22 protein-coding genes are annotated in these 25,632 nt (G+C 64.9%); 12 read left to right on the plus strand and 10 right to left on the minus strand.

All coding sequences use genetic code 11. The features are described 5' to 3' along the window. Window positions 1-40: 40 nt before the first annotated feature. Together ABIB99_RS40200 and ABIB99_RS40205 are read left to right on the plus strand one after the other, a co-directional pair. Window positions 41-712, plus strand: a complete 672-nt coding sequence (locus tag ABIB99_RS40200; protein ID WP_283018482.1) for a hypothetical protein — start codon at window positions 41-43, stop codon at window positions 710-712. An 18-nt stretch (window positions 713-730) separates the two neighbouring features. Then, window positions 731-2,881, plus strand: coding sequence for an adenylate/guanylate cyclase domain-containing protein (locus ABIB99_RS40205; RefSeq protein WP_063985248.1), 2,151 nt, complete (start codon window positions 731-733; stop codon window positions 2,879-2,881). A gap of 26 nt (window positions 2,882-2,907) precedes the next feature. Here the strand turns inward: ABIB99_RS40205 and ABIB99_RS40210 are convergent, their stop codons facing one another. Further along, window positions 2,908-3,972: an SDR family oxidoreductase gene (locus ABIB99_RS40210; RefSeq protein WP_063985249.1), complete on the minus strand. Its 1,065-nt coding sequence runs from the start codon at window positions 3,970-3,972 to the stop codon at window positions 2,908-2,910. Window positions 3,973-4,149: 177 nt separating this feature from the next. Beyond that, window positions 4,150-5,322 (minus strand): 4-hydroxybenzoate 3-monooxygenase, encoded by a 1,173-nt coding sequence (gene pobA, locus ABIB99_RS40215; protein WP_231144289.1) that lies wholly within the window; start codon window positions 5,320-5,322, stop codon window positions 4,150-4,152. Between the two features lie 51 nt (window positions 5,323-5,373). On the opposite strand from pobA, the gene ABIB99_RS40220 reads away from it, so the two are divergent. Further along, window positions 5,374-6,279, plus strand: coding sequence for a helix-turn-helix domain-containing protein (locus tag ABIB99_RS40220; protein ID WP_354181267.1), 906 nt, complete (start codon window positions 5,374-5,376; stop codon window positions 6,277-6,279). A gap of 400 nt (window positions 6,280-6,679) precedes the next feature. Next, window positions 6,680-7,294, plus strand: a complete 615-nt coding sequence (locus tag ABIB99_RS40225) for a LabA-like NYN domain-containing protein (protein WP_063985251.1) — start codon at window positions 6,680-6,682, stop codon at window positions 7,292-7,294. A 24-nt stretch (window positions 7,295-7,318) separates the two neighbouring features. Here the strand turns inward: ABIB99_RS40225 and pcaG are convergent, their stop codons facing one another. Together pcaG and pcaH are read right to left on the minus strand one after the other, a co-directional pair. Next, the gene (gene pcaG, locus ABIB99_RS40230) at window positions 7,319-7,945 is read right to left on the minus strand and encodes a protocatechuate 3,4-dioxygenase subunit alpha (protein WP_063985252.1); all 627 of its coding nucleotides are present in this window, start codon (window positions 7,943-7,945) and stop codon (window positions 7,319-7,321) included. 4 nt (window positions 7,946-7,949) lie between these two features. After that, window positions 7,950-8,732, minus strand: a complete 783-nt coding sequence (gene pcaH / locus ABIB99_RS40235; protein ID WP_354181198.1) for a protocatechuate 3,4-dioxygenase subunit beta — start codon at window positions 8,730-8,732, stop codon at window positions 7,950-7,952. Between the two features lie 95 nt (window positions 8,733-8,827). On the opposite strand from pcaH, the gene ABIB99_RS40240 reads away from it, so the two are divergent. The 4 genes from ABIB99_RS40240 to ABIB99_RS40255 all read left to right on the plus strand — a co-directional run bounded on the left by ABIB99_RS40240 (window position 8,828) and on the right by ABIB99_RS40255 (window position 15,602). Then, complete coding sequence (locus ABIB99_RS40240; RefSeq protein WP_063985254.1) at window positions 8,828-9,757, plus strand: LysR family transcriptional regulator; 930 nt, start codon at window positions 8,828-8,830, stop codon at window positions 9,755-9,757. Between the two features lie 80 nt (window positions 9,758-9,837). Further along, a complete protein-coding gene (gene pncB, locus ABIB99_RS40245; protein WP_028159033.1) occupies window positions 9,838-11,142 on the plus strand; it encodes a nicotinate phosphoribosyltransferase in 1,305 nt (434 codons plus the stop codon). 246 nt (window positions 11,143-11,388) lie between these two features. Next, window positions 11,389-12,702, plus strand: coding sequence for a GGDEF domain-containing protein (locus ABIB99_RS40250; protein WP_041955081.1), 1,314 nt, complete (start codon window positions 11,389-11,391; stop codon window positions 12,700-12,702). Window positions 12,703-13,013: 311 nt separating this feature from the next. Beyond that, window positions 13,014-15,602 carry an autotransporter outer membrane beta-barrel domain-containing protein gene (locus ABIB99_RS40255; protein WP_231144288.1) on the plus strand — a complete coding sequence of 863 codons (2,589 nt, stop codon included), beginning with the start codon at window positions 13,014-13,016 and terminating at the stop codon, window positions 15,600-15,602. Window positions 15,603-15,615: 13 nt separating this feature from the next. On the opposite strand, the gene ABIB99_RS40260 is transcribed toward ABIB99_RS40255, so the two are convergent. Further along, window positions 15,616-16,248 carry a TetR/AcrR family transcriptional regulator gene (locus ABIB99_RS40260; protein ID WP_231145213.1) on the minus strand — a complete coding sequence of 211 codons (633 nt, stop codon included), beginning with the start codon at window positions 16,246-16,248 and terminating at the stop codon, window positions 15,616-15,618. A gap of 51 nt (window positions 16,249-16,299) precedes the next feature. Here ABIB99_RS40260 and ABIB99_RS40265 point away from each other — a divergent pair, with 51 nt between their 5' ends. The 3 genes from ABIB99_RS40265 (at window position 16,300) to ABIB99_RS40275 (ending at window position 21,017) form a co-directional block, all read left to right on the plus strand. Next, window positions 16,300-16,566, plus strand: coding sequence for a hypothetical protein (locus ABIB99_RS40265; RefSeq protein ID WP_063985255.1), 267 nt, complete (start codon window positions 16,300-16,302; stop codon window positions 16,564-16,566). Window positions 16,567-16,927: 361 nt separating this feature from the next. Next, on the plus strand, window positions 16,928-20,332 hold the full coding sequence (locus ABIB99_RS40270) for an acyl-[ACP]--phospholipid O-acyltransferase (protein WP_354181202.1): 3,405 nt from the start codon (window positions 16,928-16,930) through the stop codon (window positions 20,330-20,332). After that, window positions 20,325-21,017 (plus strand): esterase/lipase family protein, encoded by a 693-nt coding sequence (locus tag ABIB99_RS40275; RefSeq protein ID WP_354181204.1) that lies wholly within the window; start codon window positions 20,325-20,327, stop codon window positions 21,015-21,017. The genes ABIB99_RS40270 and ABIB99_RS40275 overlap by 8 nt, the downstream gene beginning before the upstream one ends. On the opposite strand, the gene ABIB99_RS40280 is transcribed toward ABIB99_RS40275, so the two are convergent. From ABIB99_RS40280 to tcuA, 4 genes are all read right to left on the minus strand, one after another. Further along, window positions 21,010-21,561: a disulfide bond formation protein B gene (locus ABIB99_RS40280; protein ID WP_354181206.1), complete on the minus strand. Its 552-nt coding sequence runs from the start codon at window positions 21,559-21,561 to the stop codon at window positions 21,010-21,012. The genes ABIB99_RS40275 and ABIB99_RS40280 overlap by 8 nt on opposite strands. A gap of 25 nt (window positions 21,562-21,586) precedes the next feature. Then, window positions 21,587-21,745 (minus strand): DUF5993 family protein, encoded by a 159-nt coding sequence (locus ABIB99_RS40285; RefSeq protein ID WP_166349997.1) that lies wholly within the window; start codon window positions 21,743-21,745, stop codon window positions 21,587-21,589. Between the two features lie 72 nt (window positions 21,746-21,817). Then, the gene (gene tcuB / locus ABIB99_RS40290) at window positions 21,818-22,924 is read right to left on the minus strand and encodes a tricarballylate utilization 4Fe-4S protein TcuB (protein WP_354181208.1); all 1,107 of its coding nucleotides are present in this window, start codon (window positions 22,922-22,924) and stop codon (window positions 21,818-21,820) included. Next, complete coding sequence (gene tcuA, locus ABIB99_RS40295) at window positions 22,911-24,302, minus strand: FAD-dependent tricarballylate dehydrogenase TcuA (protein WP_354181210.1); 1,392 nt, start codon at window positions 24,300-24,302, stop codon at window positions 22,911-22,913. The genes tcuB and tcuA overlap by 14 nt, the downstream gene beginning before the upstream one ends. Before the next feature lie 151 nt (window positions 24,303-24,453). On the opposite strand from tcuA, the gene ABIB99_RS40300 reads away from it, so the two are divergent. Then, a complete protein-coding gene (locus tag ABIB99_RS40300; RefSeq protein WP_354181212.1) occupies window positions 24,454-25,137 on the plus strand; it encodes a GntR family transcriptional regulator in 684 nt (227 codons plus the stop codon). 10 nt (window positions 25,138-25,147) lie between these two features. Here the strand turns inward: ABIB99_RS40300 and ybaK are convergent, their stop codons facing one another. Continuing rightward, complete coding sequence (gene ybaK, locus ABIB99_RS40305; RefSeq protein WP_354181214.1) at window positions 25,148-25,621, minus strand: Cys-tRNA(Pro) deacylase; 474 nt, start codon at window positions 25,619-25,621, stop codon at window positions 25,148-25,150. Between the last annotated feature and the right edge of the window lie 11 nt (window positions 25,622-25,632).

The raw sequence follows: 25,632 nt of genomic DNA on the forward strand, positions 1-25,632 counted from the left end.
GGGACCGGCGATTTATCGGTCGAATTGGATGAGAATTCCCATGAGAAGCCTGATCAGCGCTGGTGTCGGCGCGTTCTGTCTTGCGGCCCCCGCTTTGGCGGAGACCCCTGCCGCGATCGTCGAGGACGTCCAGGGCAAGGTCGATGGCATCGCGTTCATGGACTATGTCGCGCCCGGCAAGATCATCAAGCTCGGGCCCAAGGCCAGCATCACGCTCAGCTACCTCAAATCCTGCCAGCGCGAGACCATCAGCGAAGGCGTCGTCCTGGTCGGCGCCGAGCAGAGCACCGTGCAGCTCGGCGAGGTCAAGCGCGAGAAGGTGCCCTGCGATACCAATGCAGCAAAACTGTCCGAGCGCGAGGCCAACCAGAGCGCCGCAACGACCTTCCGCACCATGCGATCGGACGTCAAGGGAGCGCCGCCGGCCAAGCTGCCGACGCTCTATGGCGTCGCCCCGCTGATACAGGCCAAGAGCGGCAGCACGCTGGTGATCGAACGCACCGACGGCAAGGAGCCCACGATCAGCGTGCCGCTCAAGAGCGAGATCATGGTCGGCGGCAAGTTCTACGACTTTGCCAAGGCCGGAAAGACACTGACCCCGGGCGGCAGCTATCTCGCCATCCTTGGCGCCAAGCGCTACGCCTTCCAGGTCGATGCCAGCGCCACGTCATCGCCGACGCCGATCGTCGGTCGGCTGCTGCGGCTCGAATAGGCGGTCTGCGACGGGGCGATGCGGCGGATCGGGGGACGGGACATCGTTGCGGCCATCCTGATTGCGCTCGTTGCGGGCGCGATCTTCACGTCCCCGCCGCTTCAGACACTGCAAGGTCTCTCGCTCGATATCCTCACCGCGATGCGCGGCAAGCTGGTCGGCGACCACCGTGATCCCGCAACATCGCCGGTCGTCGTGGTTGCGATCGACGGGGAGACCTACGACACTCCCCCTTTCAAGGGATCGCCGACCCAGACCTGGACGCGCGAGATCGGCCGGGTGCTCGGAAGCATCACCGAAGGCGGCGCCAAGGTCATCGGCTTCGACGTGATCTTTCCAAGCTCGATCGAGCAATCGGAGATTCCGTTCGGCGATGCGTCGTTCGGCAGCCGCTTGAAGGGCTTTGACCGGGACTACCTCATCGCACTCCGGCAACTCTCCGACGGCGGCAAGCTGGTGCTTGGCGAGATCCTCAGCAATGACCATCCGGACGTACCCTACCCCGCACAACGACTTGCGGTGAAAAACAATGTCCGCGCCCTCAACGTGCATACCGACACCGATGATGTGATCCGGCGGATGCCGCTGAGCTTTGCCATCGACGGCAAGCCTGTCCCTGCGATGGCGGTCGAACTCGCCGCGCGTGCGCTCGGCACGACGCCCGGGAACGGACCATCCGGCGCGATGCAGCTGCCCGGCTACACGATCCCGAGCGCGGTCCCCAACACGTTGACGCTCAACTACCGTGGCATGGGCCGCGACGTCCCGGCCTATTCTTTCGCCGACCTGCGTGCCTGCGTCGAGAAAGGCGACCGCGATTTCTTCCGCCGCGCCTTCGACGGCAAGGTTGTGCTGCTCGGCACCGTCCTGAACTTCGAGGACCGCAAGCTCACCTCGATGCGGCTTTCCGGCGGATATGACGGCTCGCCCGCACCGCGTTGCGCCCTGCCCGCCCCGGCCGGCACCGCGCAGAAGGCCCGCAGCGACATCGCCGGCGTGTTCGTGCATGCTACCGTCGTGCGAAACCTGATCGAGCGCGACGCCGTGACGGAGCTCGGCTTTCCGGCGCGGACCGTCCTCACGATTGCGTTCGCGGCGATCATCGCCTGCGCGGCCTGCATGCTCGCACCCGGCGGCGCGGTGATCGCCTGGCTCGCCCTCACCGCCGTTTACGCCGCCGTGGCGGTCGGCGCGTTCGTGCATGCCCTGGCGCTGCCCTTGACAGAGCCCGCGCTCGCGAGCCTGGCGGCGCTCGCGATGATGATCGGCTACCGCTTCATGCTGGCCGATCGCGACGAGCGTTTTCTGCGCAAGAGCTTCGCCTTTTATCTCGCGCCCGAAGTGATCAACACCATGGTTGCCTCCGGCAAGATGCCGGCGCTCGGCGGCGAGATGCGCAACGTCACCATGTTCTTCTCCGACCTCAGCGGCTTCTCCTCGATCGCAGAGACGATGACGCCGGGCGAGCTGGTGACCCTGATGAACGAATATCTCTCGGCCATGACCGACATCATCGAGAGCCATGGCGGCTATGTCGACAAATATATCGGCGATTCCATCGTCGCGATGTTCGGCGCGCCGGCCGACGATCCGGCCCACGCGCGCAACGCGGTTCACGCCGCGCTGAAGTGCCACGAGAAGCTCGCGGAATTGAACGCCAGCAATCCCGCCTTCGCAGGCCACGGCCTGTCGCACCGCATCGGGCTCAACAGCGGCGAAGCCGTGGTCGGCAATATCGGCTCGCGCCGCCGTTTCAACTACACCGTGATGAGCGACACCGTGAACGTCGCCTCGCGCCTCGAGGGCGCCAACAAATATTACGGCACCGCCATCATGGCCTCGGAAACGACGATGGCGCAGACCGGCGACACTTTCGCCTGGCGTGAGCTCGATGCGATCAGGGTGCTCGGCCGCGGCGAGGCGATCCAGGTGTTCGAGCCGCTCGCGGACAAGGGCGCGGAGAGCGCCGAGCAGACGAAGGTGGCCACAGCGTATGCGGAGGGGCTGGCGTGCTGGCGGGCAAGGGAGTTTGCGAAGGCGGCCGAGGCGTTCGACGGCGTCGCGAAGATCGACCCGGCGTCGGCGCTGTTCGCCAAGCGCGCAAAAGCCCTCGCCGCAAATCCACCATCGCCAGAGTGGACGCCAGTCAATACGCTGGAAGGAAAGTAGCGGTTGTTTACTCTTCGTCAGAAGGCTCAAGGAATGACGTTCGCGGCACGCAACCTGCTAAAGAGATCGAAAAAACTGTCGTCCGTCGCCTGATATTCAAGGAAACCGAGCTTACGGCTCTTGCTCATATCGGTGACGACTTCGATAGGTCGGCCCAAGTCGGCATCGGTGTGCCATGCCGACGAAAGGACGGAGAGGTCTCTTTCGACGAGATCATACTTGAGCGCGATATCAGCCCATATACGACCTGAATCGGCAAGCTGACGCTCAAGCGGCGAAATTTCCTCTGGAAAGGGGGCAGGCTGCAACCCGAACCAGCCGGCCAGTCGCGCCCACATCCAGCTCCATCGGAAGACATCGCCATTTACGACGTTGAATGCCTGGTCTCGCGCGACCGTCGTCGTCGCGGCCCATTCCAGGTGCCGCGCCAGCAATCTGGCATCCGTCATATCCGTCAAGCCGGTCCATTGCATCGCCGAGCCTGGAAAGAGAAATGGCCGCCCCGTTTCTCGACAGATCGTCGCGTAGACGGCAAGCGTCGTTCCCATGTTCATGGCGTTGCCTATCGCATAACCGATGATCGTGTGCGGGCGGTGAATGCTCCAGCTGAAACCACCGCGCCTGGCCGCATCGAATAGTTCGTCCTCCTGAGCGTAGTAGAAGTTCTCGACATCGAGCCGCGGTTGCTCCTCGCGGAATGGCGTCGCGGGCAGCCTGCCTTTACCGTAGGACTCGAACGGTCCCAGGTAATGCTTTAGCCCGGTGACCAGCGCGACATGAGAAAGCGTATCTGCGCCGGAAAGTGCCCCCAGCACGTTGCGCACCATCGCAGCGTTAACGCGGATATTTTCCGCCTCGGTTGGCTGACGTAGCCATGTGGCGAGAAACACGTGAGTGGGACGAAGGCTCGCCAGGATGTCGCGAAGCGAGGCCGGATCCTGCAGATCGGCCGCGATGGGACGAACACCATCGAGGCCGCTTGGTGGGCGCCTTGCGAGCCCAAGCACCTGCCAGCCGCGATCGCTGAGATGGCGGGCGAGATTGCTGCCGACAATACCGCTGGCGCCGACCACAAGCGCTGTGTTCGTCATCGCTACGCCCTCCTGTTCGGTTGAGGAGGTAGGAACGATCGCACGAGGCAACAGAGCATTTCGGCGTCCGTCACCACTTATTGAAAGGGAACCGGCCTGACAGGCGAACTCGCCTCGTGCCGCGAGGAGAGCTCCCCTTTGGAGCGGCAACGTCAGCTGAGCGGTCACAAACCGTCGCTAAAACGGCAATCCCACATAATTCTCCGCGAGCAGCCGCTGCGCCGTCTCGGACGAGAGCAGGTACTCGAGCTCCGTCTGCTGAAGCCGGTCCTCGTATTCGGAACGGTCGGGAAAACGATGCAGCAGCATCGTCATCCACCACGAAAAACGCTGCGCTTTCCATATCCGCGCAAGCGCCTTGGCGGAATAGCCCGCAAGGCCGGAATCGTCGCCGTGCTGATAATGCGCAAGCATGGCGTGGTAGAGATAGTAGATGTCGGAGGCGGCGCTGTTGAGCCCGCGCGCGCCGGTCGGTGGCACGATGTGGGCGGCATCGCCGGCGAGGAACAGGCGGCCGTAGCTCATCGGCTCGGCGACGAAGCTGCGCAGGGGCGCGATGCTCTTCTCGATCGAGGGCCCGGTGATCAGGTGGCCGGCGACCTCGTCCGGCAGGCGACGCTTCAGCTCCGTCCAGAACGCATCGTCGCTCCAGTCCTCCACCTTGTCGGTCAACGGCACCTGGACGTAGTAGCGGCTCAGCACTTGTGAGCGCAGCGAGCAGAGCGCAAAGCCGCGTTCATGCTTCACATAGATCAGCTCGGGCGACACCGGTTTCGTGCGCGACAGCACGCCGAGCCAGCCGAACGGATAGACCTTCTCGTATTCGCGCAGCACGTCCTTCGGGATGGACCTGCGGCTGACGCCGTGAAAGCCGTCGGCGCCAACGACGTAGTCGCAATCGATGCGGACGATCTCGTCGTTCGATCGATAGGTCACGTAGGGCCGGTCCGACGTCAGATCGTGTGGCGTCACGTCCTCGGCGTTGTGCACGACCTTGCCGCCGAGGCGATCGCGCGCCTCGTAGAGGTCGCGCGTCAGCTCGGTCTGGCCGTAGACCAGCACCGAATTGCCGCCGGAATGCTTGTGCAGGTCGATGTGGGAGAGCACGCCGTCATGCGCGATCTCGAAACCGTTGTGGATCTCGCCCTCGCGGTCCATCCGCTCGCCGCACTGCGCCTCGCGCATCAACCTGGCGAAGCCGTGCTCGAGCACGCCGGCACGGATGCGGGCGAGAACGTGGTCGCGGCTGTATTTCTCCAGCACGACCGTATCGATGCCCTTCAGGTGCAGAAGCTGGGACAACAGCAGCCCGGACGGCCCACCGCCGATGATGCAGACCTGAACTTTCATTTTTACGTCCTCCCGTCGCTGCGTTTTTTGCAGATCCGCCGCCGCAAACCGATGGAGGGTTTCGTCTTTGTCTTGTACTATTCGAACATGAAAAGCGCAGCCTCAGCCCCGGCAATCCGGGTCTACAACCTCTTCGGCGAGTCCGGCGATCTGCCCGACGTCGTGCATTGCGAGACGATCGCGTCACGCTCGGTGCTGCACGACTGGACGCTGGCCGTGCACCGCCATGCCCGGCTGCACCAGGTGCTGCTGATCGAGCGCGGTGGTGGCGAGGCGACGCTCGACGGGCGCGTGGTGCCGCTCCGGCCAATGCAGGTCGTCAATGTGCCGGTCGGCCATGTCCACGGCTTCCGCTTCGAGCCCGATACCCAGGGCTGGGTGCTGACCATCGCTGCGGAAATTCTGGACGAGGCACTGCTTGCCTCGGAAGGACTGCGCGGCGCCCTGTCCCGATCGGCCGTGGTGCGCGGCACGCCGCAGATCCGCACCACCATGAAGCAGATCTTCGCCGAGCACGCCGCGCGCGCTTTCGGCCGCGCGCACGTGCTGCGTGCACTGTCGGCGGCCATGATCGGGCTGGTGGCCCGCGCGCTCACCAGCGAGAGCGGCGGCAACGGCACGGCGGAAAGCGGGTTGTTCCGCCGCTTCGAGGCGCTGTTGGAACAGCATCATCTGGAACGCTGGAGCGTTGCGGACTATGCCGGCGCGCTGTCGATCACGCCGACCCATCTCAACCGGCTGACGCGGGCGGCGACCGGCGACACCGCCTCCCACCTGATCCTCAACCGGCTGATCCGCGAGGCGCGTCGCAACCTCGTCTACACCAATTTGCCGGTCTCGACGATCGCCTACGCGCTCGGCTTCGAGGATCCCGCCTATTTCAGCCGCGTCTATGCCGCGGCCACGGGCCTGTCGCCGCGCGCCTTTCGCGCCCAACTCCATGGCGGCGAGGCTTGAGGCCATCCCACGTCGATGATCCGGTCCTCGGGTGCGCGCAACAATCCAGACATCGACGTGCGGCGCGCATTTGCGGCCGGTCGTATCCGCGATCGCGCCGGGCTGTCGAGATCCGAACCAGCGCGCCACTTACCTTCGTATAGAGCATCCAACCCTTTGGATACGCGCCGTTTACCTCCGTACAATTGAGCGTGGCATGCGCACGCATTAACGTGACTGCATTCGGAATCCTGGCGCTGATAGCAGCAACCTCCCTTAACTGGCGCGGGACGGCCCCCCCTCCGGCCGTCTGCGCCGCCTTTTTCCGCGGGCCATCGGCGACTTCGACGTTTTCCGGCCGGCACACAGCCCTGGCGGCTGAACCTGCCGGCTTCAATGCGGAACTGGGGATTAGTGCATAATGTCTTCGTTTGAGAAGATTGCGGTCTTCATCGATGGCCCCAATCTCTATGCCGCCACCAAGGCGCTCGGTTTCGATATCGACTACAGGCGCCTGCTCGGCGAATTTCACGGCCGAGGTACGTTGCTGCGAGCCTTCTACTACACGACCGTGAGCGAGGATCAGGAATACTCGTCAATCCGCCCATTGATCGATTGGCTCGACTATAACGGGTACACCGTCGTCACCAAGCTCGCCAAGGAGTTCGTTGACGCCACGACCGGCCGCCGCAAGATGAGGGGCAGCATGGATGTGGAACTCGCCGTGAACGCCATGGAACTCGCCGAGCACGTCAATCAGATCGTGCTGTTCTCGGGCGATGGGGATTTTCGTTCACTGGTGGAAGCCGTGCAACGCCGCGGCGTCCGCGTGACGGTCGTCTCCACGCTTGCGAGCCAGCCTCCCATGGTTGCCGACGAACTGCGCCGGCAGGCCGACGTCTTCATCGATTTGACAGAGCTGAAGCCAAGAGTGGGGCGCGCCCCGGCCGAGCGGCCGGGATCGCGCGAGATGCGCCCGCAACCACCGCAAGCCACCACGCGCGGATCGATCAATCGAGGCGACCAGGTGGAATGATCCTGCGGGGCGATCGGCGGATCGTCAGACGTCGAAGAACACCGTCTCCTCCGCCCCCTGCAGATTGATCGTGAAGGAGTACACGACCTTGCCGGCGCGCTCACCGCGCGTGGCGATCAGCGTCGCGCGCCGCACCGGCGGCTCGACCAGGTTGAGCACGGGGTCGGCGGCATTCGCGGCTTCTTCGTCGGAGAAATAGAGCCGCGTATTGAGACCGATGTTGATGCCGCGCGCGACGATCCAGATATTGACGTACGGCGCGCCTTTGCGGCCTGCCTTGTCCGTGATCGCGCCCGGCTTGATGGTCTCGAACGTCACCAACCCGCTCTCGAAATCGGAGCCGGCGCGGCCCCAGCCGCGAAACTCCTCGTCCACCGGGCCGGCCGGGCGATCGGCCGGATGGTTATAGCGGCCGGTTGCGTTGGCCTGCCAGATTTCGAGCAGCACATCGCGCAGCGGCGTGCCGCTGCCGTCGAACACCTTGCCCTCCAGCGTGATGCGCTCGCCTGGCGTGTTCGGCGTCACCAGCACGTTAGAAAAGTTCTTCTTAAAAATGTCGAAGCCGGCCATGGCCGGGATCAGGCCGATATGGACGTAGGGCCCGGCGGTCTGCGAGGCGGTTTCCTTGAGATAGTCGAGCGGCTGCGGCATTGGCTCAGTTCCCCGCGGTGCGATTTTCGAAATAGGTGGAACGCTGGCCGCGCAGCACGATGTCGAAGCGGTAGGCGAGCGAGTCGAACGGCGTCGAGGCGTTGAGGTCGAGCGGCGCCACGAGGCGGTCGAGCGCGTCCTTGTCCGGGATCGTCGTCAGGATCGGGCAGACCGGGATCAGGGGATCGCCCTCAAAATACATCTGGGTGATCAGCCGCTGCGCAAAGCCCGAGCCGAACACCGAGAAGTGGATGTGGGCGGGACGCCAGCTGTTGACGAAGTTGCGCCAGGGATAGGGACCCGGCTTCACGGTGCGGAAATAATAGTAGCCGGTGTCGTCGCTCAGCGCGCGGCCGCAGCCGCCGAAATTCGGATCGATCGGGGCGAGATAGGTGTCCTTCTTGTGCCGGTAGCGACCGCCGGCATTGGCCTGCCAGAACTCGACCAGCGTGTTCGGCACGCCGCGGCCGGTCTCGTCCAGCACGCGGCCATGGACTATGATGCGCTCGCCGACGGGATCGCCATCCTTGGCGTAGTTGCGGATCAGATCATTGTCGAGCGGGCCGAGATCGTTGTGGCTGAACACCGGACCCGTGATCTCCGAGACCGAGTTCTCGATCGACAGCAGCGGCTGGCGCGGCGAGCGCAGCACCGAGGATTTGTAGCCGGGCGCATGTGCCGGTGGATGGATCGAGCGGTCGCGCTGGAAGAAGCCGCCGTCGCGAAGGCTGAACGGCTCGGGTCGGTTGAGGCGGGGATCCTGCAAGGCTGGCGCCTGGACGTTCATCGGCGTTGTCTCTCCCTGTGGCGCCCGGGTCCGGGGGCGCGGCTTATCGGGAGATCATGGGACGATCTATTCTCAAGATAAATAGATCGATTATAATGAATTACATGAAGGAAATCGATCATTTGGCGCTCGACGGCCACGCCCTCGAACTGTTCCTTGCCGTGCTGGAGGAAGGCTCGGTCACGGCGGCAGCGACGCGGCTTGGTCTGACGCAATCGGCGGTCAGTCACGGGCTGAACAAGTTGCGGCGGATCGCGGGCGATCCGCTGTTTGCCAAATCCGGCCGCGGCATCGTCGCCACCGCCCATGCCCAGGCCTTGGCTGCGAAAGCGCGGGCGCTGATCGACGAGATGCGCAGCTTTGCCGGCGGCGTCACCTTCGAGCCGGCGCGCGCGCAGCTTTCGCTGACGATCGCCGCCAATGATTTCCAGCGCGATCTGCTGTTGCCGCGGTTCTTCGATCATGTCGCGGGACAGGTCAGGAGCCTGAACCTGCGCGTGATCCCCTCGCAATCGCCGTCGCCCGCGATGCTGCGCGAAAACCGCTGCGATCTCATGGTCACGCCGCTGCCGCCATCCGGCGTGGACATCGTGCAGAAGCGGCTGCTCAGCGATCACTACGTCTGCTACTTCGATCCCAAGGCGCGCACCGCGCCGGCCGGCCGCAGCGCCTATCTCGCAGCACGCCACATCACGGTGGTCTATACCGACAACGAGCGGCTCGACTTCGACCGCCGGCTGGCGGCGAACGGCTTTCTTCGTGACATCGCCATCTCCGTGCCGAGCTTTTCCGGCGTGCCGCCCTTCCTGCACGGCTCGCAGATGCTGGCCAGCATGCCGAGCCTGCTCGCCTCCGGTGTGATGCGCGGCTTTGCGCATGTACCGATTCCGCTGGCGTCGCGGACAAAGACGCTGGCCGAGCTGCCGATGTTCATGGTCTGGCATCAGCGCTATCAGAAAGACCCGGCCCATCGCTGGATCCGCGGCCAGCTCGAAACCGTGGCGGCAACGGCGGCCGGAGACTGAGCCTCGGTTACGGTTTCAGGGAAGTCTGCCCTTCGCCAAACCCACTGGTTGCGCGAGGGCCGCCACGCTAGAATTGTCCCATGACAGTGACCGATATTGCGAGCCGGACCTACAATCATAGCTGGCGGCTGGACCCCATCATCCGCAGCCTGCTGGATACCGACTTCTACAAGCTATTGATGTTGCAGATGATTCGGGAGGACTATCCGAATCAGCAGGTGACCTTCTCGGTCATCAACCGCTCGCGCCATGTGCGGCTGGCCGAGATCATCGACGAGGGCGAGCTGCGCGCCCAGCTCGACCACGCCCGCACCATCCGCTTCGCCAAGAAAGAGCTGATCTGGCTTGCCGGTAACACCTTCTACGGCAAGACCCACATGTTCTCGGCGGACTTCATCCGCTGGCTGGCCGAATTCCGGCTGCCCGAATACGAGCTGCGCAAGGTCGAGGGCCAGTACGAGCTGCATTTCCACGGCCCCTGGACCCACACCACGATGTGGGAAATTCCGGCGCTCGCCATCCTCAACGAGTTGCGGTCGCGCGCCGCGATGAAGGGCCGCGGCCGCTTCGAGCTCGACGTGCTCTATGCCCGCGCCAAGGCCAAGCTGTGGACCAAGGTCGAGCGGCTGCGCCAGCTCGAGAATTTGCGGCTCTCCGACTTCGGCACCCGCCGCCGCCACGGCTTCCTCTGGCAGCGCTGGTGCGTCGAGGCGGTGAAGGAAGGCCTGGGCCCGTCCTTCATCGGCACCTCCAACGTGCTGCTGGCGATGGACAATGATCTCGAAGCCATCGGCACCAATGCGCATGAGCTGCCGATGGTCGCGGCTGCGCTTGCCAAGGACGACGAGGAGTTGCGCTGGGCGCCCTATCGCATTCTCGACCAATGGCGCCAGACCTATGGCGGCAATCTCCTGATCGCGCTGCCCGACGCCTTCGGCACCAAATCCTTCCTGCGCGATGCGCCGGAATGGGTCGCCGACTGGACCGGCTTCCGCCCCGACAGCGCGCCACCGATCCAGGCCGGCGAGGAGATCATCGCCTGGTGGGAAAAGAAGGGCCGCAACCCCAAGGACAAGCTGCTCGTCTTCTCCGATGCGATGGATGTCGGCTCGATTGAGGAGACCTATCACCACTTCTCCGGTCGCTCGCGGCTCTCGTTCGGCTGGGGCACCAACCTCACCAATGATTTCGTCGGCTGCCCGCCGGACGGCTCGTTCAATCTCGATCCCATCTCGCTGGTCTGCAAGGTGTCGTCGGTTGACGGCCACCCGGCCGTCAAGCTCTCGGACAATCCGGAGAAGGCGACCGGCATGCCCTCCGAGATCGAACGCTATTTGCGCGTGTTCGGCGACGCTGGCCGGGTGCGCAAGCCGGTGCTGGTCTAGCGCCGGACCAAACTCTCTCGATCAGGTAAACCGCGCAGGACGAATGCGAGGCATTGGTTCGCCACGACCGCATCGGTTCCGGTTGGTCGGCATTTGCAACGATCTGCGGGCATCCGCTTCACGACGCTTTCACCCTGCAGTGCAGTCGCCTGCGTCCTTGGGGTCGAGTTAAGCAACTTTCCCCTCTACTTGGCGTTGCAGGCGCGACGCTCCGGTGGGGTCGTTGATCGATTTGGGGAATGCAGGGTGTTTCGCAGAACAGCGACGTCGACGAAGGGGCGTAGTTTCCTTCACGTCATCAAACTTGTCTCGCCATTCGTGATGGTCGTCGTGCTCCAGGCAACGATCGCGGGATTCAGCCTCGAGGTGATGTCATCGGTCCGCGCCTATGTCGCGGGCGAAGCGATGTGGTCGCGGTCACAGAAGAACGCGGTCTATTTCCTCAATCTCTATCTGCATTCAGGCGAACCGAGCCAGTTCACCCACTACCAGGCGTCCCTCGCCGTTCCCATCGGCGATGAGTTCGCGCGCTGGGCACTCGAGCGCGATCCGGTCGACGTCGAGGCCGCCCGCGTCGGGTTTCTGCAAGGCGGCAACCATCCCGATGACGTTCCGGGATTGATCTGGCTGTTCCGCTATTTCAACCGCGTCAGCTTCCTCCAGGAAGCGATCCACGAGTGGGCGGCCACCGATCCCATGTTGCTGGAGCTCAGCGTCTTCGGCGAGGTCATCCGGTCCGAGTTGGCGCACGGACCCATTGAGGACCGCGACCGCCTGCGGCTGCTGTCGTCGCGGCTCTCGGAACTCAACACGCAGTTCACGGTGCATGCAAAGCGGTTCTCGACCGTCCTCGGCGAAGGCTCGCGCGCCATCAAGGTCACGCTGACGTGCATCAACATCGTGGCGGCCGCGACGCTGATCCTGCTCCTGATCTGGCACACGCGGCGCTTGATGCTGCAACGACAGGCGTTCGAGGATGCTTTGCATGCCGAGAAGGAGCGCCTGGCATGGCAGGCATCGCACGACTGGTTGACCGGCCTGTCCAACCGCCGCGCCTTCGAGGCGCGCCTGCAAAGCGTGCTGGACACCACCGCGGCGGGTTCGCTGGGCCTGATCCTGCTCGACCTCGACCAGTTCAAGAGCGTCAACGACACCTGCGGCCACCTCGCCGGCGACCGCCTGCTCTGCCAGGTCTCGCGCCTGCTGCAACAGGACCGGGGGCCGCATGATCTGGTGGCCCGGCTCGGCGGCGACGAATTCGGCCTGATCCTGCCGCAGTGCTCGCCCTCGACCACCGTCGATATCGCCGAACGCCTGCGCAGATCGCTCGAGCTGTTCACCTTCGCCTGGGACGATCGTTGCTTCGCGGTGACTGCCAGCATCGGCGTCGCCTGTATCGCGGACGGCAACACCACGCTCGAGGACGCCATGCGGCGCGCGGATGCCGCCTGCTACCGCGCCAAGGAAAAGGGGCGCAACCGGGTACAGGTCGACAATGGCAGACCGGACGTCGTCGTCGTTGCAGCCCGTCCGCGCGAGGCCGTCGCAGCGCGAGGTTGACAGGCGCCGGCGCCCTCTCAACCCCGGCATCCGATTGCAGACATCGTCCAACGGCGTCGCAGCGGCGCGGCTATGTGACGCCGCGGCCACATTGCTCCCAAAAAACTGCGTCTTTCGCTTTCCGCCACACCGCCTTGCGCGCTGATCCACGATGGCCAGAACCTCCCTCGCTAAGCATGGCACCAGCCAACGTTGCGGTCCGAATTCCGCCCGGACCGTGCCGAAAGAGGAGTTTGCAGGTGCCCTGGAATGGTTTGTTGCCCCCGCCCCGGATCCGTCGCGCGAAGACGTGTCGGCGGCGTGCGTTTCTCTTGAGCACCGCGATCGGCGCTGTTGCCGCAGGTGGTGCGCTGCCGTGGCTCGCGACGCCGGCAGAGGCGGCCTGTGTGGTGACTGGAAGCGGCGCGCAGGCAGCGCTGCAGTCAGGCGATTCGATCACCTGCACCGGAGCGGGCAACACCCAGATCAAGACGGCGCCCGTGGTCAGCGGTGTCACCGTCAACATTGGAGACGGCACCGCGACCTCTCTGAATGACCCGACCTTTGCCAGCGTTGTCCTCGAGGCGGCATCCAATAGCGCGGCCAAGGTCTTCGGCAACGCAACGGTCACATCCGCCAACAGCGACGGCATTGCAGTGATCGGCGGCGGCGGCAACACCATCACCGTGGATGCCGGCGCCATGGTTGGGTCATCGAGCCTCGGCACGTCGGGGCTCGCACTGGCCAATTCGAGCAACAACATCATCGTGATCGGAGGTACGGTCGGAAACGGCGTCACCGGAGCCATCAGCATCAGCATCGGTGCCGGGTCGGCGAACAATCAGGCGAACATCCTGTCGAGCGGCTTTGTCCATGCCATCAATGTCGCGGCCGTCGATCTGAGCGGCGCGGCCGACGGCAACGTCGTCAGCAACGCCGGCACGATCTCGAGTGCCTCGGGCACGGCAATCATCGGCTCGGCCAATCAGGACACCATCATCAACTCAGGCACGATCATCAGCGGTGGCGTCAGCACGGCTGTCGACCTGAAGGGAGGCAACGACGTCTTCGAGTTGCGAGCGGGATCGAGCATCACGGGATGGGTCCTCGGCGGCAACGGAACGGACACGCTGCGCCTGGGCGGGGCCACCAACGCAGCGTTCAATCTCAGCATATTCGGCGCGGCCGGTCAGTTCCGGGAATTCGAGGTGCTGGAAAAGACCGGCAGCTCCACCTGGACGATGAACGGCTCGACGACGGAGATCGCGACCATGAATGTCCTGGCCGGCACCGTCGAGGTGAACGGCTCGATGCCCAACATCGCGACGACCGTCAGCGCGGGCATCCTCAGCGGTAACGGCGCGATCGGCAATATCACGGTGCTATCGGGCGGCACGGTCTTGCCCGGCAATCTCGGTACGCTGACGAGCTCCGGCAATGTCACATTCAACGCCGGCTCGACCTACGCGATCTCCGTCACCGCTACCGGACAATCCGAGAAGATCCTCGCGGTCAGCGCAGCGTTGAACGGCGGCACCGTCGCAGTCAACACGATCGCCGGCGCCTATAACCCCTCGACGCAATACACGATCCTGAGCACGACGACTGGCGTCACCGGCAGCTTCTCGGGCGTGACTGTCAGCGGATACAATCCGCTGCTCTTCGCTTCCTCCCTCAGCTATGACGGGTTCAGCGTCTTCCTGACGCTCAACTACAACAACGCCGCATTCCTCTCCCTCGCCCAGACGCAGAACCAGAAGGCCGTGGCCGGCGCCTTGAGCGCGTTCGGTCCCAACCTGCCTTTCCTCTCCTCCTTCGCAGGCCAGAGCGACGCCCAACTCCGTTACAGTCTGGACCAGCTTTCGGGTGAAGCCGCCACCGGCGCCCAGCAGGGCGCCTTCCAGTTCACGAGCCAATTCCTCGGCCTCATGCTTGATCCGTTCGTAGGTGGACGCAGTGGCATGAGCACCGGCGACACGGCGCTTGGTTTCAGCCCCGAACGCGCCGCGCTGCCGGACGATATCGCCCTCGCCTACAACAAGGTGCTGGGGACGCCTGCCATGAAAGCGCCGGTCTTTGCGGAGCGCTGGACGGCTTGGGGCACGGCGTTCGGCGGTACCAACCGCACCAGCGGCGACCCCGTCGTGATCGGCAGTCACGACCTCGGCGCGCGCACCGGCGGCGTCGCGGCCGGCGCCGATTATCATTTCGGCCGCGATGCGCTGGTCGGTTTCGCGCTGTCGGGCGGCGGCACCAAATGGGACCTCGCGCAGGCGATCGGCGGCGGCAAGAGCGATGCAATCCAGGCCGGCGTCTACACCGCCGTGCGTACAGGGCCGGCCTATTTCGCCGCCTCTCTCGCCGTGGCCAATCATTGGATGTCGACAGACCGGCTCGCTCCGTTCGGCAACCAGCTCACCGCCAAATTCGACGCGCAAACCGTCGGAGGCCGCATCGAGGGCGGCTATCGCTTCGCCACGCCGATTGGCGGCTTCACGCCGTACGTGGCGGCGCAGGCGCAGGCTTTTCGCACACCGACTTATACCGAGGCCGATCTGGCCGGCAGCGGCTTTGGCCTGACCTATCAGGGACGCACGGCCTCCGACACACGGAGTGAGCTCGGCGCGCGCTTCGATCGCGCGACGCTGGTCACGCCGAACTCGGTCCTCACGTTGCGCGGCCGCGCGGCCTGGGCCCATGATTGGGTGAGCGATCCGACGCTCGTCGCCGCATTCCAGACGCTGCCCGGCGCGAGCTTCATCGTCAATGGCGCAACGCCGGCCAAGAACACCGCGCTCGCATCTGCCGGTGCCGAGCTGAAGTTTTCGAACGGCGTTGCCCTGTCGGCGAAGTTCGACGGCGAGTTCGCGGCGCGCAGCACCACTTATTCCGGCACCGCGAGCCTGCGATACGCTTGGTAGCCGCTTGGCCTCCTCAAGGCGACCGTGCGCCGACCGGCACGATCCCGAGGCCGGCGAGATGCGTATCGACGAATTGCTCGACCTGCTGGCGCAGCATCTGGGGCGGCACCGCCACCATGCGCTCCTCGAGGCCGAGCGAGATGATTCCGTGCACGGCGGAAAACAGCGTGCGCGACAGCAGCGCGATCCGCACGTCGTCCGCAGCCGGTAGCAGCCGCACCAGGGGTGGATGCATCAGCGCGAAAGCGTCCATCACCATCTGAAGGATGTCGTCGGGATAAGGACGGTCGTCCTCCATCCGATGCTCGAACAACGAGCGCAGCAGGTTTGCGTGCTCGGCGAAAAATTCGAGATAGGTCGCGGCCAGCCCGTAGAGCTGGCGAACGGGATCTTCCCCCGGGACCTCGCCAAGCCGCACCGTGAGCGCCTGAACCGTCTCCCGATTGACCGTCAGGATCACCCCGTCGAAGTCGCCGAACTCGTTATAGACGCTGCCCACCGAGCAGCCGGCAGCCTCCGCAACGTCACGAACCTTCAATGATCTCAGCCCCTTAGCTGAAATAATGTCGCGGGCGATCTCCAGGATCTGGAGCCTCCGCCGATTTTTTTTCTGGTCGCGTGGCGATTCTTCTTGAACATTGTTCATTTTCAAGCTACTCATGTGAACATTGTTCAAATTAACCCGGAGATCTGCAAAATGCAAACCCTCGCTGTTGATATCGCCACCACCTTCGTCGACGACGCCGCAGCTCTCGTGGCCGGCCTTGGCCGGGCCGTCCTCAAGTTCGCGATGCAACCGATCGATCGCATCGCAAATGCCTGCGACATCGCTGGCGTGCTCACCGAGCGCCGCGCGACCTTTCGGATGTGGCGGGCGAGCCGCGCCCGTAGCCGTCACGCGGGCCGTCGGTTCAGCCTGCTCGGCCGCCTCTCGCCCTTTCGCCACCTCGCTCATCTCACCTGAGGCGTGCGCACCCGGGACGTTCCGGTCGGCTCGAATGCAAGACCCGGTTGCAAGGAAGGACTTACCATGTCCCGACATTCGCAGCCGATGTCGCGGCCTTTGGCGATGCGGTTCAACTTTTCCTCATCGCTCCGCGCGGTATCCGGAAAAGCGCGGCCAGTCCGTCCGAACCACGGCTGCGACCAGATATTTGCGAACCTAACGAGACCATTTGGAGACCAACAGGATCGGAAGGGTCGAGGGGACAGAGCAGGCCGGCGACCGTCGTCATCCAGCCATCGTTCGTCCCGTAAGCTTCCGGTCGTGACGCCTCACCGACAACGTAACAATCTCAGGCTGCCTTCCCAAAACAGGACTTGTCATGATCAGGGAATTGATGTCGTCACGCCGCTTTGCGCCGCTGTTCTGGGCGCAATTTTTCTCGGCGCTCAATGACAACGTGCTCAAGAACGCACTCGTCATCATCCTGCTTTACAGTGCCGCGACCGGCCACGGCGACGCGCTGGTGACGGTCGCAGGCGCCGTCTTCATCTTCCCCTATTTCATCCTGTCGGGGCTCGGCGGCCAGCTCGCCGACAAATACGTCAAATCCGTCGTTGCTCGGCGGCTCAAATTCGCGGAGATCTTTGCGGCGGCCTTTGCCGCCGCCGGCTTCTTCCTGCACTCGGTGCCGCTGCTGTTCACGGCGCTCGCGCTGTTCGGCGTCATCGCCGCCCTGTTCGGTCCCGTGAAATACGCCATGCTGCCGGACCAGCTCGAGCTCGGTGAGCTCGCAACCGGCAACGCGCTGGTCGAAGGCGCCACCTTCATGGCCATCCTGCTCGGCACCGTCGCCGGCGGCCAGTTCGTGGCCGGCTCCGCGCATATGGGCTGGGTTGCATCGGCCGTGGTCCTGCTGGCCCTGCTGTCCTGGGCCTTCGCCTCCCGCATTCCGCAGACGACGCCATCCGCCCCCGACCTGCCCGTCACCGCCAATCCCTGGACCTCGACGGTCGGCCTGTTGAAGACGCTCTACGCGGACAAGCGGCTGTGGGACGGCACCGTGATCGTCTCGTGGTTCTGGCTGGTCGGCGCCATCGTGCTGTCGCTGCTGCCGGCGCTGGTCAAGGAGGTCGTCGGTGGCACCGAAGGCGTGGTGACGCTGTGTCTTGCGACCTTCGCGATCGGCATCGCCATCGGCTCGCTGTTCGCGGCCAGCCTGAGCCACGTCCGCCCGAACCTCGCGCTGGTGCCGATCGGCGCGATCATCATGGGGTTTGCCGGCCTTGATCTCGCCTGGGCCATCGGTGTGACCGCCAAGGGGCAGGACATCGCCGCGGTCGACTTCGCAACCTCGTTCGCCGGCCTGCGCATGCTGATCGACTTCGTCGCCTTCGCATTCGGCGGTGGCCTGTTCGTCGTTCCGTCCTTTGCTGCCGTCCAGGCCTGGTCGCAACCGACCGAGCGCGCTCGCATCATCGCCGCCGGCAACGTGCTGCAGGCTGCCTTCATGGTGGTCGGCTCGCTGTTCGTCGCACTGCTCCAGGCAGCTGGCCTCCATATCGGCTGGATCTTCTTCGGCCTCGGCGTCGCCAGCTTCGGCGCGGTGTGGTTCGTGCTGACCAAGTGGGGCAAGGAAGGCGTACGCGATTTCGGCGGGCTGCTGTTCCGCGCGCTGTTCCGTACCGAGGTTCGTGGCCTCGAGAACCTGCCGCCTCCGGGCACGCGCATGCTGATCGCACCGAACCATGTCAGCCTGATCGATGGCCCGCTGCTGCACGCCGTGCTGCCGATCGACGCCAGCTTCGCGGTCGATACCGGCATCTCCAAGGCCTGGTGGGCCAAGCCGTTCTTGCGCGTCGTCAAGCACTACACCATGGACCCGACCAAGCCGCTGGCCGCCCGCGACCTGATCAAGCTCGTCGCCGCCGGCGAGCCCGTGGTGATCTTCCCGGAGGGACGCATCACCGTCTCCGGCTCGCTGATGAAGGTCTACGACGGCACCGCGATGATCGCGGACAAGGCCGATGCGGTGGTCGTGCCCATTCGCATCGAGGGCGCGCAGCGCTCGCATCTCAGCTATCTCAACGGCAGCCAGATCAAACGCTCGTGGTTCCCGCGGGTGACGGTCACGATCCTGCCGCCGGTCAAGCTTCCGGTCGATCCGACGCTGAAGGGCAAGGCACGCCGCAATGCCGCGGGCGCCGCACTTCAGGACGTGATGATCGATGCGATGGTGAAGAACGCCATGCTCGATCACACGCTGTTCGAAGCACTCGGACACGCCTATCGCGATCGTGACACCGGCAAGGTCATCATCGAGGACGCGCTCGGCACCAAGCTGACCTATCGCAAGCTGATCCTCGGCGCGCAGGTCTTGAGCCGCAAGCTCGAAGCCGGCACCACGGCCGGCGAGAATGTCGGCGTGCTGCTGCCGAATTCCGCAGGCGTCGCCGTCGTCTTCATGGCGCTGCAAAGCATCGGCCGGGTCCCGGCCATGCTCAACTTCTCGGCCGGACCGGTCAACGTCCTCGCCGCCATGAAGGCCGCGCAGGTCAAGACCGTGCTAACGTCGAAGGCCTTTATCGAGAAGGGCAAACTCGACAAGCTGATGGCCGCGATCTCCGCGGAGGCCCGCGTCGTCTATCTCGAGGACGTCCGCGCCTCGATCGGTACGGCCGACAAGATCAAGGGGCTGCTCGCGGGCACTGCGCCGCGCGTCGCCCGCCAGGCCGACGATCCGGCTGTCGTGCTGTTCACCTCGGGCTCGGAAGGCACGCCCAAGGGCGTGGTGCTGTCCCATCGCAACATCCTTGCGAATGCGGCGCAGGCGCTGGCCCGGGTCGATGCCAACGCCAATGACAAGGTGTTCAACGTGCTGCCGGTGTTCCACTCGTTCGGGCTGACCGGCGGAATGATGATGCCGCTGCTCGCTGGCATTCCGATCTACATGTACCCCTCGCCGCTGCACTACCGCATCGTGCCGGAGCTGATCTACCAGACCGGCGCCACGATCCTGTTCGGCACCGACACCTTCCTCACCGGCTACGCCCGTTCGGCGCACGCCTACGACTTCCGCACGCTGCGCCTGGTGATCGCCGGCGCGGAGGCGGTGAAGGATCGCACACGTCAGGTGTTCATGGAACGCTACGGCATCCGCATCCTGGAAGGCTACGGCGTCACCGAGACGGCGCCGGTGCTGGCGATGAACACGCCGATGGCCAATCGTCCCGGCACCGTCGGCCGCCTGTCACCGCTGATGGAAAGCCGCCTCGATCCGGTCCCCGGCATCGAGGAAGGCGGACGCCTGTCGGTGCGCGGACCGAACGTGATGCTCGGTTACCTCAGGGCCGAAAATCCCGGCGTGCTCGAACCGCTCGCCGAGGGCTGGCACGACACCGGCGACATCGTGGCGATCGACGCGGCCGGCTTCATCACCATCAAGGGACGCGCCAAGCGCTTCGCCAAGATCGCAGGCGAAATGGTCTCGCTGTCGGCGGTCGAGAGCATCGCGACGGCGCTATGGCCGCAGGCCGCCTCGGTCGCCGTGTCGATCCCCGACCAGCGCAAGGGCGAGCGCATCGTGCTGCTGACGACGGAGAAGACCGCCGAGCGCAGCGCGATGCAGGGCCAGGCCAAGGCAATCGGCGCGTCCGAGCTGACCGTGCCCGCGGCGATCATGGTGGTCGACAAGGTGCCGTTGCTCGGCACCGGCAAGACCGACTATGTCACGGCAACGACGATGGCCCGCGAGCAGGCGTCCTCGCCGGAGCGCGAGGTTGCGTGAGATCCAGCCCACGTCCGTCGCTCCGGCGGAAGCCCGGTGCGACGGCGTGGTCCTGCTTCACGGCATCGGCGTCGGTGCCTGGACACTGAAGAGGCTGGATCGAGCGTTGCAGCGTCACGGCTTCGCCACGCTCAATCTCGGCTACCCCAGCCGCAAGAAGCCGCTCGAGGAGCTTGCGGAAGACATCCACGCGCCGGTCGCCACGTTTGCAGCGCAATGCGACGGCGCGATCCACTTCGTCGCCCATTCCATGGGCGGGTTGCTCACGAGGGTTTACATCGCGCGATATCGACCGGTGCGGCTCGGCCGCGTCGTGATGCTGGGCACGCCCAACGGTGGCAGCGAAGTCGCCGATCTCCTGAAGGACCTCTCGCTTTACCGCGCTGTTTTCGGGCCGGCCGGCTTGCAGCTTTCGACAGCCCAGCCCCCTGTGATCGCCGCCCTGCCGCCGCCCGATTATGCGATCGGCGTCATCGCGGGATGCCGCACCATCGCGCCAATCGCCTCGGCCTTTGTCCTGCCGCGGCCCAATGACGGACGGGTTTCCGTCGCAAGCGCGAAATTGGCCGACATGGCCGACCACATCGTCGTCAAGGCATCGCACACTGGACTGCCACGAAACACCGTCGCGATCGAGCAGACGATCGCGTTCCTGCACGACGGCCGCTTCAATCCGATCACTTGAGCAGGAGATAGCGAACCGGGTTGTCGTCGCACTGCCCCGCGCCGCACTCCAGCACGGTGGACAAGAGATTGGCGGCGACCAGCAACGCAAAGATCGCGAAGACCGTGTTCGATGCCGCACCGTTCAAAGGCGCGTCCCCGTCTCGCTTGCCGGTCACATCCTTCAGGATGAAGACGAGCGCGACATAACAGACGATCCCGATCGCCGCGATCAGCGCCCAGGTGTAGAAATGCAACCCAAACAGCGCCGAGCCGTATCCTGGATCGCCGGGCGCAAGATGCAGCGACACCTGCCGCATCGAGATGCAGCCGGTGACGAGGCTGGAAACGAGAATCATCGCGTAGTGAGACCCGCGTTCACCGAGGCGCATGTTGAACAGGAACCCCATGCCGACCGCGATGAACCCGGCCCTTTGCAACAGGCAAAGCGGACAGGGCAGCTCGCCGAGCGCAAGCTGATAGGTGAACGCCACCGTCAGGATCAACGAGATCCCGAGCAGCCCAAGCATGTTCAGGATCGCGCCGACCGGCCGTTGCTCGCTCATCTCTGCAGTGCCCATCTCGACACCGTCAGAACGAGAATTTGAGCGGATCGGTCGCGTGGTGGAAGAACCATGCGACCGTGACCACGACTGTTGCGCTCCAGAGCGCATAGCTTAGTCCCGCGCGCGAACGCCAGACACTCGCGCAGCCCGCGAGCGCCAGCAGAAAAGGCAGAAACATGTACATGAGCGCGGGCTCCCAAAGCGATTCGCTCTCTGCGCGAACGGGCCCAAGAGATACGTCAGCCGCGCATGCCTCTCAAGAGCCGGCTTCGCTGCGCCGCTCCTGCGCATAACGCACCAGCGCCGCGAAGCGATAGATGCCGTGCACGAACTTGCCATAGGGCATTGTGATGAACAGCGCGAACACTGCGCCGAGATGCAGGGCCAGCAGCGGCCCCATGGCCGCGGTCTCGCGCAGCACAAGCAGCGCCATGCCGGTGAAACCGGTCAGGAACAGCATGGCGATGAAGCCGACGTCCATGCCGTAGCGCTGCTCGTCGAGCAGCGCCGGATCACGGCGCATCTTCGCGGCGAAGAGCCCGATCGGACCGACGATGAGGCCGATGCCGCCGAGCGTGCCGAGCACGACAGGCAGGTCCCACCAGGGATACGGCGCCTCGCGGCCCCAGAGGTAGTGATAGAGCGTCGCCACCGACGTCGCGGCGAAGCACAGCAGAAAACCGTAGAACGTCAAGTGATGGAAAAGCTTGCGCCGATCGGTCGGCTTGTCGTCCTCGTTATAGCAGCCGACGCCGCCACCGTGGAGATAGCGCAGCTCGCCGGCATCGCGGACAGCCTGGAAGATCGAGCCGCCGTCGGCGCGACCGCCAATGGGGGTGCCGATGTCGCGCCAGAAGGCACGCACGCTCATGACCAGCGCGAGGATCGCGTAGAGGAAGGCGGCGCTGAACAATGCGGCCATCGCGTTGTGCGGCATCAGCTTGTAGAAGGCACCAGGGCCGGTGTGCACACCGAACAACACGCTGTGGTCGTTGAGGGCGGCAAAGCCGAGGATGAAGGCAGCCATGCTGAGCGCGGCGATGACGCTGATGACGAGCCCGTTGCGGGCGAAGGCACCCGACAACGCCTGCGGCCAGGCATAGGCCGCATAGGACTCGGCACGCGCAACCGCAAGCGTCTGCGGGACGTTGACGTTGAACTCGTGCGGCGGCGAGAACTGGCAGTCGACGTAGCAGGCGCCGCAGGAATGGCAGAGGTTTGCGAGATAGTTGAGGTCGCCGTCGGAGAAGGCGCGCCGCATCTCCATGGCGGGAAATACCGCGCAAAGACCCTCGCAGTAGCGGCAGGAATTACAGACCGTCATCAGACGGTCGGCTTCATCCAGAATTCTAGTTCCGTGCATGTTTCGCCGCTTCCCGTCCCGCGATCCGCCCGAACACGCTGCCGATGGTCATGCCCATGCCGGCCGCGTAACCCTTGCCGAGCACGTTGCCGGCCATGATCTCGCCGGCCGCGAACATGTTGGCGGACGGCCTGCCGTCAGCCATCAGCATGCGCGCCTCCTTGGTCACGCGCGTGCCGAGATAGGTGAAGGTGATGCCGGGCCGCACCGGATAGGCGAGATAAGGCGGCGTCTCGATTTTGCGTGCCCAATGCGTCTTCGGCGGCGTGATACCTTCAGTCACGCAGTCGTCCAGAATGGTGTGATCGAAGGTGCCGGGCCGCACGGCCGCGTTGAACTCGGTGACGGTCTTCTCCAGCGCAGCCGGATCGAGCTCGAGCTTGCCGGCCAGCTCGGCGACGGTCTGCCCGGCGATCGGCGGGAACAGCGTCGGCATGAAGCTGGTGACGACGGTGGAATCGAAGATGATGTAGGCGATCTGGTCGGGCTGCGCCGCGACCAGCCGGCCCCAGATCGCATAGCGCTTCGGCCAGATGTCCTCACCCTCGTCGTAGAATCGCTGGGCATGCTTGTTGACGACGATGCCGAACACGACGGAGTCGTGGCGGGTGATGATGCCGCCGTCGAATTTCGGCGCACGGGCGTCGATTGCGACCGCATGGCACTGGGTGGGATCGCCGACCTCCTGCACGCCCTTGTCGAGCAGCATCTTCAGGATCGAGCCGCGATTATAGGGCGTGCCGCGGATCAGGAAGTTGTCAGCGGCCTCGCCCCAATATTGCTTCAGCCATTCGATGTTGGCCTCGAACCCGCCGGCTGCGGCGACCAGCGACGTCGCGCGGATCTCGCTCTCGCCCTTGATCGGCCGCTTGAGGCGCGCGGCGAGGAACATGCCGTCGTCGATCACGAGATCGGTGACCTCGGCATCGTATTCGACATCGACGCCGAGCCGCTCGGCGGTGAGATAGAGCGCGTTCAGCATCGCGCGGCCACCGCCGAGAAAGAAGGAGTTGGTGCGGCCAAGGCTCAGCGTGCCGCCGAGCGAGGGCTGCCAGCGCACGCCCTGCTCCACGATCCAGTTCAGGATATCCTTGGACTCCCGGATCATGTGGCGCGCGAGCAGCTCGTCGGTCTGGCCGCCCGTCACCAGCAGCAGATCTTGCCAGAATTCCTCTTCGGTGTAGGGACCGGTCAGGATCTCAGTCGCCGCATCATGGGCGCAGCGCATGTTGCGGGTGTGGCGGGTGTTGCCGCCGCGATAGAATTTTGGCGCGCCCTCCAGCACCAGCACCGAGGCACCGCCGCGGCGCGCCGAGATCGCCGCGCACAGTGCCGCATTGCCGCCGCCGATCACCAGCACGTCGTATTTGCTGCTCATCCCGTCTGCCCGATGCGACGAAGTTAGAGACATTCTGCCGCCGAGGACCCCGATCGACCCAAGGGCAGCCATTGCGTACCTTTGTATACAAAGATATACATCGGCGCTGCAAGTGCCATCTCTGCATGGGCAGGATGCGCCGTGAGGGAACATGGCCAAGCGCGTGGCAAAGTCAGGCGGATCGATCACACGCGGCGGCGGCGTGGCACTGGGCGAAGCCGTGTTCCGCTCGCTGTGCGAGGCGCTCCAGGCCGGCAGTTACCGTGCCGGCGACCGGCTGCGCGAGGAAGAGGTCGCGCAGCGGTTGAAGGTCAGCCGCACGCCGGTCCGTGAGGCGCTTGGCCGTCTCGCGGCCCGCGGCTTCGTCGAGCCCGCCGGCGGCCGCGGGCTGATCGTGCGCGACCTCGACATTTCCGAGGTGCTCGAGCTCTACGCCATGCGCGAGATCATGGAAGGTGCTGCAGCGCGCCTGGCCGCCGAGCACGCCTCCACTCCCGAAGTCCACGCGCTCAGGGATATCGAGCAGGCCTTTGTCGAGGCGTCGGCGTCAGACGCTGCCGAGATGGCGCGGCTCAACCGCGCCTTCCACGAAGCCATCTGCCGCGCCGCGCGCAACCGCTATCTCGACAACGCCTCGCGCGAATTGCAGGACTGGATCGCGCTGCTGGGCCCGACCACCTTCACGGTGACGGGCCGTCCCTCGACCAGTCACGGCGAGCACCAGGCCATCATCGACGCCATCGCCGCGCGCGACGGCGACAAGGCCGAGCAGCTTGCGAGGGCGCATATCCGCGAGGCACTGCGCTGCCGGCTCAAGCTGCTGCAGAAGCAGTAGCGCGCGGCGCTCACGCGACCACATCCGCGACGACCGCTTTCAGGACATCCCGCACGTCGCCCGGCTTCAGCCGAACCTGCAAGCCGCGCTGGCCGCCGTTGAGATAGACCTGATCATGCGCGAGCGCGGTCTGCTCGATCACGGTGCGCACAGGTTTGCGCTGCCCGAACGGGCTGATGCCACCGACCTTGTAGCCGGTGACGCGCTCGGCCTCGGGCGGCTTCATCATCTGCGCCGACTTGCCGCTCGCGGCAGCGGCGAGCTTTTTCATGGAGACTTCCTGGTCGGACGGGACGACGACGCAGATCGGCTTGCCGTCCACAAGCGCCATCAGCGTCTTCAGCACGCGCGCGGGGTCCTCACCAAGCGCAGCGGCGGCCTGCAGGCCGATGCTCTCGGCGTCGGGATCGTAGTCGTAGCTATGGACGGTGAAGGCGAGGCCGGCGGCCGTGAGCGCGCGCGTCGCGGGGGTGACTTTGGACATGCGCCAAGTTT

The organism is Bradyrhizobium sp. LA6.1 (genome assembly GCF_040547805.1).
Taxonomy (GTDB): Bacteria; Pseudomonadota; Alphaproteobacteria; order Rhizobiales; family Xanthobacteraceae; genus Bradyrhizobium; species Bradyrhizobium barranii.